Here is an 11,591-nt window from a genome sequence, read left to right as displayed (position 1 = left end):
ACAGTCCTATAAAAAGTAGTATCATAGTGTCGTTTGAAATATCAGGAGGAAACGATGAAAGATTTTCATTTTGACGCTATATCTGCCTTTGAAAATTACGAAATTGAACAAATGAGAGATGGTCACGTTGTGGTGACGACAAAAGTAGTGAACTCGTCGCTCAACTACTATGGCAATGCCCATGGTGGCTATCTCTTTACCCTTTGTGACCAAATCAGTGGTCTTGTGGTGATTTCACTTGGCTTAGATGGAGTGACACTCCAGTCTTCCATCAACTACCTTAAGGCAGGAAAACTCGACGACGTGTTGACCATTAAAGGAGAATGCGTCCATCAAGGTCGCACAACCTGTGTCGTGGATGTGGATATTACCAATCAAGAAGGCAGAAATGTCTGCAAGGCAACCTTCACCATGTTTGTCACAGGCCAACGATCAGAAGATAGACAGGTGGGGATATAGATAACTAAAAAAGAGGCTCGCACCTCTTTTTCTTATTTCTTTTTATGATTTAATACGGCATTGAGTACAATGGCGAGTAGGCTGGCTACGACGATTCCGTTTGAGAAGAACATTTGGAAGGCTGTCGGCATGCTGACAAAGAGATTGCTGTTATTTAGACCGACACCTGCAGCGATTGAAACAGCTGCGATAAGGAAGTTATGTTCATTGTTAGCAAAGTCAACACGAGCGAGGATTTGCATCCCTTGAATCGATACAAAACCAAACATCACCAGCATGGCACCACCGAGGACAGGGCTCGGAATGATTTGAGCAAGGGCACCAAACTTAGGAAGGAGTCCAAGGAGAACCAGGAAACCAGCTGCGTAGTAGATTGGCAGGCGAGTCTTGATACCTGATAATTTAACCAACCCAACGTTTTGTGAAAATCCTGTGTAAGGGAAGGTGTTAAAGATTCCTCCGAGAAGTACGGCCAAACCTTCTGCGCGGTAACCGTTGCGCAGGCGCGTGCTGTCGATTGGATCTTTTGTGATATCAGACAAGGCTAGATAAACACCAGTCGACTCAACCATAGACACCGTTGCGATGATACACATCATGACAACGGATGAGATTTCAAAGGTTGGCATCCCAAAGTAGAGGGGAGTTGGGACATGGACAAGTGGTGCTGCTGCAACAGGAGAGAAGTCCACCAAGCCCATGGTAGCAGCAATGGCAGTTCCAACAACCAAACCAATCAAAATAGAGATAGACTTGATAAATCCTTTGGTAAAGATGTTAATCAAGAGGATAATCAGAACAGTGATAGCTGCAAGCAAGAGACTTTGACCAGTTGGCTCTGGAACATTATTTCCCATATTTCCAATAGCGACAGGAATCAAGGTTAAACCAATCGTAGTAATAACAGATCCTGTTACGATAGATGGGAAGAGATTGGCCACTTTTGAGAAGATGCCTGAAACAAGAACAACGTAAATCCCTGATGCGATAAGGGCACCAAACATAGCGCCACTACCATGGCTTTGTCCAATCATAATCAAGGGAGCGACTGATTGGAAGGCAACTCCGAGAACGACTGGGAGTCCAATACCAAAGTATTTGTTGAGTTGGAGTTGGAGGAAAGTTGCCACCCCACACATGAAGATATCTGTAGAAATCAGGTAGGTCAATTGCTCAGTTGAATAGCCAAGGGCTGTCGCAATCATGATGGGAACCAGGATAGATCCTGAGTACATGGCTAGTAAGTGCTGCAAGCCAAGAACGGCTGCTTGTGAATGTTTTTCTTGAGTTTGCATTAGAGATCTGCCTCCTTAAATACGACTTGACCATTTTCAAAACGATCCAAACGAGCGAGTGATAGAACAGGGTAGCCTGCTTTTTCAAGCAAATCACGGCCATCTTGGAAGGATTTTTCAATCACAATACCGATAGCTTCGACTGTGGCACCAGCTTGTTCGATGATTTGAATCAAGCCTTTGGCAGCTTGGCCATTAGCAAGGAAATCGTCGATAATCAAGACCTTGTCCTCTGGTGAGAGGAATTTTCCAGCGATAGAAACGGTGCTGGTTACCTGCTTGGTAAAGGAGTAAACTTCGGCAGTTAAGATTCCTTCGTTCATAGTGATGTTTTTAGCTTTTTTAGCGAAAATCATGGGAACGTTTAAGGCTTCAGCTGTAAAAATGGCTGGGGCAATACCCGACGCTTCAATGGTCACGACTTTGGTAATACCAGCAGAAGCAAATTTTTCCGCAAAAACCTTACCAATCTCTCGCATCAAGCTAAAGTCAACTTGGTGGGTTAAAAAGGAATCCACCTTGAGGATGTTATCACCCAAGATATGCCCATCCTTGAGGATGCGCTCTTCTAATAATTTCATAAGACCTCCTAAAGTCTAAAAGACAATTTACTTGTTGTTTAAATGTTTCTATAGTGATCCCTTTTGCTAGTACTATATATTTGATAAAACTATTACGAGCGAAGCGAGTCTTATCAAATATTTCCCGTTGTAGTGGTATCATAGACAATAATCTTGTTATTGTCTATGACGGGATTTTTGAGACTTTTGGCTCAAAAATTAGGGATGAAATTCCGAAGGAAGTTGCTCCCGTCCGCACTAATTAAGGGAAATATTAAAAATATTCAAAAAAGACCTACTTAATCTCTAAGCAAATCCCCAAAATAGGCATGGCAAAAACGCCATACCTCACTCTGACTTACTTATTGTTAGGTGTTCCGGCACCTTGTAGAAACGTCGTGCCAATTCACGACATAAACAAGTAAAATGATATTTAATTTAAAATAGGCTTGTGCCAATGTTTTTATTTTACACTAAATAACTTTAGAAATCAACTGTTTTGTTAGTGTTTTGGTTTAAAAAGCGAACGAATATAATAAAAATGGGCAAAAGTTAACTTATTAGCTAACCTTTAGAAGGTTTTTCCATCATAAAAGGCATATTATCAAGATTTTTCAAGATCTGCCAATATGCCTTTTTCTAACTTTAAAGACGTTTTCCCAATCTTTATTATTCTACTCGCTAAATCTTAAAAAATAGCCATCTGGATCCAAAATCGCAAATTCATGGGGATATATAAAGCTATCTCCTACTCGAAATTCTCTTTTTGTCAGGGGACGATGGATAGGATAGTCAGCTTCCAGCAGTTTTTGGTGGAGCTGAGGAACATCTGCAATGCCAAAGGAAATATTGACACCGCGCCCGAAAGGATAGGTCAGCTGAGCTAATTCTTCTGCGCTGCCTTCTTCTAGCATAAGTTGGCAGTCTTCAAGCGAGAGGAAGAGAAATTTCTCCTCTGGACGATCGTATTCGACAGAGAATCCTAGCAGGTCGCAGTAGAAGTGGCGTGATTTTTCGATGTCAGATACTACAAATTCAGGAATGACAGCTTGATAGTCCATTCGTTTTCTCCTTAGAGTTCAATCTCCAAGACAATGGGTGTATGGTCTTGACGAGCTCCTGAGTCAATCATGTCAGACTTTGTCACCTTGTCAGAGATGCGGTTACTTGTGAGCCAGTAGTCGATTCTCCAGCCTGTATTGTTGATTTTAGAAGTCTTGCTGCGTTGTGCCCACCAAGTGTAGCGTTCTGGAACATCGCCGTGAACATGACGGAAAGTATCGGTAAATCCTGTTGCCAAAAGGTTGGTAAATCCAGCACGTTCCTCGTCGGTAAATCCTGGTGAACGGCGGTTGCTGGCAGGATTTGCAAGGTCGATTTCATTGTGGGCTACGTTGTAGTCACCGGTCGCAAGGACTGGTTTTTCTTTGTCTAGTTCAGCCAAGTATTCCGCATATTTGACATCCCAGACTTGACGTTCTTCCAAGCGTTTGAGGCCATCGCCAGCATTTGGTGTGTAAACTTGGGTTACGAAAAATTCATCAAATTCTAGAGTGATGATACGGCCTTCCAAGTCCATGGTAGACGGAGCACCGATTTCTGGGAAGCTGATAGTAGGCGTAAGTTCTTTCTTATAAAGGAACATGGTTCCAGCATAGCCTTTACGGGCAGGTTCTTGGGAAGAGCGCCACGTGTTTTCGTAGCCTGGGAAGAGTTCTTCTAAAATTTCTAGGTGTTTCTTTGTAGGGCCCTTGGCAGAAAGCTTGGTTTCTTGGATAGCGATAATATCAGCATTTTCAGCGACCAAGGTTTGTAGGACTTCTTGGGACAATTTGGCACGAGCTGAGTCACTCGTTAGGGCAGCATTGAGGGAATCAATATTCCATGAGATAAGTTTCATAAAGTTACCTTTTTCATTCAGATTATAGATTTTATTATACCAGAAAAAGGTCTATTTCCCCAACGTATGGTTTGAAAAATCACCCTCTTTCGTTTATAATAAAGAATGATTTTATGAAAGGGAGTGAAAATAAATGAAATTTTACTCATATGACTATGTGCTTAGCCAAATCAGTCAACAAAATGGAATCATGATTGGCTTTGGGATTGTGCTCCTAGCTATCACAGGATTTTTTGCTTTTAAGGCTTATCGAGATAAAAAGGGGACTAAGTTTCGGGAATTGGTCATGATTTTGGCCTTGACCTTGGTAGCCATGCTTTTGGTAACAATCTCAAAATACCAGACCAATCAAGCCTCTAACAATCAATTTCAAACCTCACTTCATTTCATAGAGGTTGTTTCCAAAGACTTGGGGGTGGATAAATCAGAAGTTTACGTCAATACTTCTGCAGCCACTGATGGAGCGCTTGTCAAGGTAGGTTCAAATGTTTATCGTGCTATGAACGGGAGCCAACCAGACAAGTATCTTTTAGAGAAAATAGAATTGCATCAAACAGATACTATTGAATTGGTGGAGGTAAACAAATGACGCTCAACTATATGGAAATTTTAATCAAACTAGCCTTGGGTCTCTTCCCACTTGTTTTTGTTATCAATGTGACAGGAAAGGGGAACCTGGCGCCTAACTCTGCGACAGACCAAATTCAGAACTATGTTCTTGGTGGTATTATCGGTGGGGTGATTTACAATAGTTCTATCAGTATTCTCCAGTACGCAGTGATTCTGATGATGTGGACGATTTTGGTCTTGACCCTCAAGTGGCTTAATAACAATGTTCGTTTTGTCAAACGCTTGATTGATGGAAAACCGACTCTCCTCATCAAAAATGGGCAGATTGACCCAGAAGCCTGTCGTTCAGTTGGCTTGTCTGCGGCAGATGTTGCTCTCAAACTTCGTAGCCAAGGGATTTTCCAGATGAAACAAGTCAAACGTGCTGTGCAGGAGCAAAATGGCCAACTCATTGTGGTCCAAATGGGAGATGAAAATCCTAAGTATCCAGTTGTGACTGACGGTGTGATTCAAGTTGATGTTTTGGAATCGATTGGCCGTAGCGAAGAGTGGTTGCTTGATAATCTCAGCAAGCAAGGGCATGACAATGTAGCCAACATCTTTATCGCTGAGTATGACAAGGGTGCTGTTACAGTCGTAACCTATGAATAAGAAAAACCTGGGGTTTTGGCCTCAGGTTTCCATTTGCAATCAGAAAGGGATTTTATGTCCATTATTCAAAAACTTTGGTGGTTTTTCAAGTTAGAAAAACGCCGTTATCTAGTCGGAATTGTGGCCCTGGTCTTGGTTTCCGTCCTCAATCTCATTCCTCCCATGGTTATGGGGCGGGTCATTGATGCCATCACATCGGGGCAATTAACCCAGCAGGACCTCCTTCTTGACCTATTTTACTTGCTACTTGCGGCCTTTGGGATGTACTATCTGCGCTATGTTTGGCGTATGTATATCCTTGGGACTTCCTACCGTTTGGGACAGATTATGCGCTCTCGCTTATTTGAGCATTTCACAAAAATGTCTCCAGCCTTTTATCAAACCTATCGGACGGGGGACCTGATGGCACACGCAACCAACGATATCAATGCCCTAACGCGTCTGGCAGGGGGTGGTGTTATGTCTGCGGTAGATGCCTCTATCACGGCTCTAGTGACCTTGCTGACCATGCTTTTTAGCATTTCTTGGCAGATGACGCTAGTTGCCATTCTCCCCCTGCCTTTCATGGCTTATGCGACCAGTCGTCTAGGGAGAAAGACCCACAAAGCCTTTGGCGAGTCACAAGCTGCCTTTTCTGAACTCAATAACAAGGTGCAGGAGTCTGTATCAGGTATCAAAGTGACCAAGTCTTTCGGGTATCAGGCTGATGAGTTGAAGTCATTTCAAGCGGTCAATGAATTGACCTTCCAAAAGAACCTGCAAACCATGAAATACGATAGTCTCTTTGATCCTATGGTTCTCTTGTTTGTTGGTTCCTCCTATGTGTTAACGCTCTTGGTCGGCTCCTTGATGGTTCAGGAAGGGCAGATTACAGTTGGGAATCTGGTCACCTTTATTAGCTACTTAGATATGCTGGTTTGGCCTCTCATGGCCATCGGCTTCCTCTTTAATATTACTCAGCGAGGGAAGGTTTCCTATCAGCGGATTGAGGAACTTTTGTCTCAGGAATCACCTGTACAAGACCCTGAGATTCCTTTAGATGGCATTGAAAACGGGCGCTTGCAGTATGCCATTGACAGCTTTGCCTTTGAAAATGAGGAGACACTGACGGATATTCACTTTAGTCTGGAAAAAGGGCAAACTCTGGGCTTGGTCGGGCAGACAGGCTCTGGAAAAACGTCCTTGATTAAACTTCTCTTGCGTGAATACGATGTGGATGAGGGAGCCATTTATCTAAATGGTCACGATATTCGTGACTACCGTTTGACAGACCTTCGCAGTCTCATGGGCTATGTCCCTCAGGACCAGTTTCTCTTTGCGACTTCAATCTTAGACAATATTCGCTTTGGCAATCCTAAACTGCCACTTTCAGCGGTCGAGGAAGCGACGAAGCTAGCCCAAGTTTACCAAGACATTGTAGACATGCCTCAGGGATTTGAGACCATTATCGGTGAAAAGGGAGTCAGTCTTTCTGGTGGTCAAAAGCAGCGTCTGGCCATGAGTCGGGCTATGATTTTAGACCCTGATATCTTGATTTTGGATGATTCTTTGTCGGCCGTGGATGCCAAGACGGAGTATGCGATTATCGACAACCTCAAGGAGACGCGCAAGGACAAGACAACCATCATCACGGCCCATCGCCTCAGTGCAGTTGTCCATGCAGATCTAATCTTGGTTCTGCAAAATGGTCAAATTATTGAACAGGGCACACACGAAGACTTGCTAGCTTTGGATGGCTGGTATGCCCAAACCTACCAGTCTCAGCAGTTGGAAATGAAGGGAGAAGAAGATGCAGAATAAGAAAGAACAATGGGCTGTATTGAAGCGCTTGATGTCCTATCTCAAGCCTTACGGGCTCCTGACCTTTTTGGCACTCGGTTTTCTCCTAGCGACGACGGTCATTAAAAGTGTCATTCCCCTTGTGGCTTCCCAGTTTATCGACCAGTATCTGAGTAATCTTAACCAACTGGCCATTACCGTTTTGCTGGCCTACTATGGCCTTTATATTCTACAAACTCTAGTTCAGTATGTCGGTAATCTTCTCTTTGCGCGCGTGTCTTACAGTATTGTTAAGGATATTCGTCGCGATGCCTTTGCCAATACGGAAAAACTGGGTATGGCTTACTTTGACAAGACACCAGCAGGCTCCATCGTCTCGCGTTTGACAAATGACACCGAGACTATTAGTGATATGTTTTCGGGGATTCTCTCCAGCTTTATCTCAGCAGTTTTCATCTTTCTGACAACTCTTTATACCATGTTGGTGTTGGATTTTCGTTTGACAGCTTTGATCTTGCTCTTTCTCCCCTTGATTTTCCTTTTGGTCAATCTCTATCGGAAAAAATCAGTGAAAATCATTGAGAAAACTAGAAGTCTCTTGTCAGATATCAATAGCAAGCTGGCCGAAAACATCGAAGGAATCAGGATTATCCAGGCCTTTAATCAAGAGAAGCGCCTACAGGCAGAATTTGATGAAATCAACCAAGAACACTTGGTCTACGCCAACCGTTCTGTAGCCTTGGATGCCCTCTTTTTGCGACCTGCCATGAGTTTGCTGAAACTCCTAGGATATGCAGTTTTAATGGCCTATTTTGGCTATCGTGGACTTTATCTGGGAATAACAGCAGGAACTATGTATGCCTTTATCCAGTATATCAATCGTCTCTTTGACCCCTTGATTGAGGTGACGCAAAACTTTTCAACCCTGCAAACGTCCATGGTTTCTGCAGGCCGTGTCTTTGCTCTGATCGACGAGAGGACCTATGAGCCCCTTCAAGAAGATGGGCAGGATAAAGTCAAAGAAGGCAATATTCGATTTGAACATGTGTGTTTCTCATATGATGGCAAACATCCGATTCTGGATGATATTTCCTTTTCGGTTAACAAGGGTGAAACCATTGCCTTTGTAGGTCATACAGGTTCTGGGAAATCGTCTATTATCAATGTCCTCATGCGCTTTTATGAATTCCAGTCAGGGCGAGTTCTCTTGGACGATGTAGATATCCGGGACTACAGTCAGGAAGAGTTGAGAAAAAACATCGGGCTGGTCTTGCAGGAACCCTTCCTCTATCATGGAACAATCAAGTCCAATATCGCCATGTACCAAGAAATCAGTGATGAGCAGGTCCAGACTGCAGCTAGCTTCGTGGATGCAGATTCCTTTATTCAAGAACTTCCGCAGGGTTATGATTCCCCTGTTTCCGAGCGTGGTTTGAGTTTTTCAACTGGTCAGCGTCAGCTTCTGGCCTTTGCTAGAACAGTCGCCAGTCAGCCTAAAATCCTGATTTTAGATGAAGCGACCGCCAATATTGACTCTGAAACAGAAAGTTTGGTTCAAGCTTCACTGGCTAAGATGAGACAGGGGCGGACAACCATTGCCATCGCCCACCGCCTTTCTACTATCCAAGACGCCAACTGCATCTATGTTTTGGACAAGGGGCGCATCATCGAGAGCGGAACCCATGAGGAACTCTTGGCCTTGGGAGGAACCTATCACAAGATGTATAGTTTGCAGGCAGGGGCCATGGCCTAATACTCTTTGAAAATCTTTTCAAACTAGGTCAGCTTTACCTGCAATCTCAAAGCTGTACATTGATTTTCATTGAGCATAAGAAGGAAATCCTTCAAATTACAGATTTCTTTCACCGCCTTTTCCATTTTGTGGTATAATGAAAAATGTTGACAAATAGTATAATAAAAACAAAGGAGAAACAGCATGCTGAAATGGGAAGACTTGCCCGTGGAAATGAAATCAAGCGAGGTTGAGTCTTACTACCAGCTTGTCTCTAAAAGGAAGGGTTCGCTGATTTTCAAGCGTTGTTTGGACTGGGTCTTGGCCTTGGTTGTACTGGTTCTGACCTCTCCCATCTTTCTCATCTTGAGCATTTGGATCAAGTTGGATAGCAAGGGGCCAGTGATTTACAAGCAAGAGCGTGTGACCCAGTACAACCGTCGGTTCAAGATTTGGAAGTTCCGTACCATGGTGACGGATGCAGATAAAAAAGGGAGTCTGGTGACTTCTGCTAACGATAGTCGTATTACCAAGGTTGGCAATTTCATCCGCCGTGTGCGTTTGGACGAACTGCCTCAGCTGGTCAATGTCCTTAAAGGCGAAATGTCCTTTGTTGGTACACGACCTGAAGTACCTCGTTACACAGAGCAGTATAGCCCTGAAATGATGGCGACCTTGCTCTTACCAGCAGGGATTACCTCTCCAGCCAGCATCAACTACAAGGATGAGGACACCATCATCAGTCAAATGACGGAGAAAGGTCTGTCGGTTGACCAAGCTTATGTAGAACACGTTCTTCCTGAAAAGATGCGCTATAACCTTTCTTATCTCCGAGAATTTAGTTTCCTTGGAGACATCAAAATCATGTTTCAAACCGTGTTTGAAGTGCTAAAATAAAGTAGTCATGAGAGAATGAGTACAGATAAAAGGAGCAAATCAATGCCAAATTACAATATTCCATTTTCACCACCCGATATTACGGAAGCAGAAATTGCTGAAGTAGCGGATACCCTGCGTTCTGGTTGGATCACAACAGGTCCTAAGACAAAAGAACTAGAGCGCCGCTTGTCTCAATATACACAGACACCTAAGACTGTCTGCCTCAATTCTGCAACTGCGGCTCTTGAGTTGATTTTACGTGTGCTTGAAGTGGGTCCTGGAGATGAAGTCATCGTTCCAGCTATGACTTATACAGCTTCATGTAGTGTCATCACTCACGTAGGGGCGACCCCTGTCATGGTGGATATCCAAGCAGATACTTTTGAAATGGACTATGACTTGCTTGAGCAAGCTATCACTGAAAAGACTAAAGTGATTATCCCAGTAGAACTTGCAGGGATTGTTTGCGATTATGACCGTTTGTTCCAAGTTGTGGAGAAGAAACGCGACCTTTTTGCTGCTTCAAGCAAGTGGCAACAGGCCTTTAATCGTATCGTGATTGTTTCTGATAGTGCCCATGCTTTGGGATCAACTTATAAAGGGCAACCTGCTGGTTCTATCGCTGACTTTACTTCCTTCTCATTCCATGCCGTTAAGAACTTTACAACAGCTGAGGGAGGAAGCGCCACTTGGAAATATAATCCAGCGATTGACGACGAAGAGATGTACAAGGAGTTCCAAATTCTTTCCCTTCATGGTCAAACTAAGGATGCTCTTGCTAAGATGCAGCTGGGTTCTTGGGAATACGATATCGTAACGCCGGCCTACAAGTGCAATATGACAGATATCATGGCTTCGCTTGGTTTGGTACAATTAGACCGTTACCCAAGTTTGCTTGGCCGTCGTAAGGATATCGTGGATCGCTATGATCGTGGTTTTGCAGGTTCTCGCATCCATCCATTGGCACACAAGACTGATACTGTCGAATCTTCACGCCATCTCTACATCACCCATGTAGAAGGAGCAAGCCTAGAAGAACGTAATCTCATCATCCAAGAATTGGCTAAAGCAGGTATTGCAAGTAACGTCCACTACAAACCGCTTCCGCTCTTGACAGCCTATAAGAATCTTGGCTTTGATATGGCGAATTATCCTAAGGCTTATGCCTTCTTTGAAAATGAAATTACGCTCCCTCTTCACACTAAACTCAGCGATGAAGAAGTGGACTATATCATTGAGACTTTCAAAACAGTTTCTGAAAAAGTACTAGCTTCATCAAAAAAATTGTAAAAAAGTCTTGACAAAGAAAAAACAAAGTATTAAAATAAGTTCAACAAATCAGAAAAGTAACTATTTTTGATCTTCAGGGAGCCTGTGGTGATTGTGAACAGGTGGTCGGAAGTAGTGAAAGTGGGCTGATTTTAAAAATGAATTTGAAACAATGAAAATTCGGTGCGCACACCTTACAGTGCAACTTGTTGTTAGACAAGGCAGAGATGTAAAGGGATAGTCCCTTTATAATTGAGGTGGCACCGCGTTACCAACGCCCTCACACGGAATTTAATTCTGTGTGTGGGCTTTTTTCTGTCCGTCGTTTTGTTTATCTTTTATTAGGGCCTTAAGTCGCTTTGATGAACTTGAGTTCTATCTACAGCTTCTTGCCTACTACTAAAAGCAAACAAAAAGGCCGGACTAATACGAAAAAAGCTAGTAATACTCAATGAAAATCAAAGAGCAAACTAGGAAACTAGCCGCAGGCTGCTCAA

Annotated in this window: 11 protein-coding genes and 1 riboswitch; of the genes, 7 read left to right on the top strand and 4 right to left on the bottom strand. The window is 43.4% G+C overall.

All coding sequences use genetic code 11. From position 1 onward, the window contains the following. The first annotated feature begins 54 nt into the window (after positions 1 to 54). Entirely contained in the window at positions 55 to 459 is a 405-nt protein-coding gene (locus tag HT696_RS05505) for a PaaI family thioesterase (protein WP_164226052.1), read from the top strand. A gap of 32 nt (positions 460 to 491) precedes the next feature. Here HT696_RS05505 and HT696_RS05500 read toward each other — a convergent pair whose 3' ends face one another. The 4 genes from HT696_RS05500 to HT696_RS05485 form a co-directional block, all read right to left on the bottom strand. Further along, entirely contained in the window at positions 492 to 1,754 is a 1,263-nt protein-coding gene (locus HT696_RS05500) for a nucleobase:cation symporter-2 family protein (protein WP_173283422.1), read from the bottom strand. After that, positions 1,754 to 2,335 carry a xanthine phosphoribosyltransferase gene (locus HT696_RS05495; RefSeq protein WP_000770411.1) on the bottom strand — a complete coding sequence of 194 codons (582 nt, stop codon included), beginning with the start codon at positions 2,333 to 2,335 and terminating at the stop codon, positions 1,754 to 1,756. Before HT696_RS05495 ends, HT696_RS05500 begins: the two co-directional genes overlap by 1 nt. 324 nt (positions 2,336 to 2,659) lie before the next feature. After that, positions 2,660 to 2,755: riboswitch (purine riboswitch) on the bottom strand. A 233-nt stretch (positions 2,756 to 2,988) separates the two neighbouring features. Continuing rightward, positions 2,989 to 3,375 carry a VOC family protein gene (locus HT696_RS05490; RefSeq protein WP_173213133.1) on the bottom strand — a complete coding sequence of 129 codons (387 nt, stop codon included), beginning with the start codon at positions 3,373 to 3,375 and terminating at the stop codon, positions 2,989 to 2,991. An 11-nt stretch (positions 3,376 to 3,386) separates the two neighbouring features. Continuing rightward, a complete protein-coding gene (locus HT696_RS05485; protein ID WP_173213131.1) occupies positions 3,387 to 4,214 on the bottom strand; it encodes an exodeoxyribonuclease III in 828 nt (275 codons plus the stop codon). A gap of 133 nt (positions 4,215 to 4,347) precedes the next feature. Between HT696_RS05485 and HT696_RS05480 the strand changes: the two genes are divergently transcribed. The 6 genes from HT696_RS05480 (at position 4,348) to HT696_RS05455 (ending at position 11,115) form a co-directional block, all read left to right on the top strand. Next, entirely contained in the window at positions 4,348 to 4,803 is a 456-nt protein-coding gene (locus HT696_RS05480) for a DUF3290 family protein (RefSeq protein WP_173283421.1), read from the top strand. After that, positions 4,800 to 5,435 (top strand): DUF421 domain-containing protein, encoded by a 636-nt coding sequence (locus HT696_RS05475; RefSeq protein WP_173283420.1) that lies wholly within the window; start codon positions 4,800 to 4,802, stop codon positions 5,433 to 5,435. The genes HT696_RS05480 and HT696_RS05475 overlap by 4 nt, the downstream gene beginning before the upstream one ends. 54 nt (positions 5,436 to 5,489) lie before the next feature. Further along, entirely contained in the window at positions 5,490 to 7,235 is a 1,746-nt protein-coding gene (locus HT696_RS05470; protein WP_173283419.1) for an ABC transporter transmembrane domain-containing protein, read from the top strand. Next, the gene (locus tag HT696_RS05465; RefSeq protein ID WP_173283418.1) at positions 7,225 to 8,967 is read left to right on the top strand and encodes an ABC transporter ATP-binding protein; all 1,743 of its coding nucleotides are present in this window, start codon (positions 7,225 to 7,227) and stop codon (positions 8,965 to 8,967) included. The genes HT696_RS05470 and HT696_RS05465 overlap by 11 nt, the downstream gene beginning before the upstream one ends. A 183-nt stretch (positions 8,968 to 9,150) precedes the next feature. Continuing rightward, positions 9,151 to 9,843, top strand: a complete 693-nt coding sequence (locus HT696_RS05460) for a sugar transferase (protein ID WP_033676439.1) — start codon at positions 9,151 to 9,153, stop codon at positions 9,841 to 9,843. A gap of 42 nt (positions 9,844 to 9,885) precedes the next feature. Further along, complete coding sequence (locus tag HT696_RS05455) at positions 9,886 to 11,115, top strand: DegT/DnrJ/EryC1/StrS aminotransferase family protein (RefSeq protein WP_173283417.1); 1,230 nt, start codon at positions 9,886 to 9,888, stop codon at positions 11,113 to 11,115. Positions 11,116 to 11,591 lie beyond the last annotated feature (476 nt).

The sequence above is a fragment of the Streptococcus sp. 9903 genome (genome assembly GCF_013276625.1).
Lineage (GTDB): Bacteria > Bacillota > Bacilli > Lactobacillales > Streptococcaceae > Streptococcus.
The sequence above is the reverse complement of the archived record's forward strand: the minus strand, read 5'-3'. Positions and strand labels throughout refer to the sequence as shown.

Coding starts and splice junctions, on each gene's coding strand:
- HT696_RS05505 (WP_164226052.1), top strand. CDS start 55: ATGAAAGATTTTCATTTTGACGCTATATCTGCCTTTGAAAATTACGAA.
- HT696_RS05500 (WP_173283422.1), bottom strand. CDS start 1,754: ATGCAAACTCAAGAAAAACATTCACAAGCAGCCGTTCTTGGCTTGCAG.
- HT696_RS05495 (WP_000770411.1), bottom strand. CDS start 2,335: ATGAAATTATTAGAAGAGCGCATCCTCAAGGATGGGCATATCTTGGGT.
- HT696_RS05490 (WP_173213133.1), bottom strand. CDS start 3,375: ATGGACTATCAAGCTGTCATTCCTGAATTTGTAGTATCTGACATCGAA.
- HT696_RS05485 (WP_173213131.1), bottom strand. CDS start 4,214: ATGAAACTTATCTCATGGAATATTGATTCCCTCAATGCTGCCCTAACG.
- HT696_RS05480 (WP_173283421.1), top strand. CDS start 4,348: ATGAAATTTTACTCATATGACTATGTGCTTAGCCAAATCAGTCAACAA.
- HT696_RS05475 (WP_173283420.1), top strand. CDS start 4,800: ATGACGCTCAACTATATGGAAATTTTAATCAAACTAGCCTTGGGTCTC.
- HT696_RS05470 (WP_173283419.1), top strand. CDS start 5,490: ATGTCCATTATTCAAAAACTTTGGTGGTTTTTCAAGTTAGAAAAACGC.
- HT696_RS05465 (WP_173283418.1), top strand. CDS start 7,225: ATGCAGAATAAGAAAGAACAATGGGCTGTATTGAAGCGCTTGATGTCC.
- HT696_RS05460 (WP_033676439.1), top strand. CDS start 9,151: ATGCTGAAATGGGAAGACTTGCCCGTGGAAATGAAATCAAGCGAGGTT.
- HT696_RS05455 (WP_173283417.1), top strand. CDS start 9,886: ATGCCAAATTACAATATTCCATTTTCACCACCCGATATTACGGAAGCA.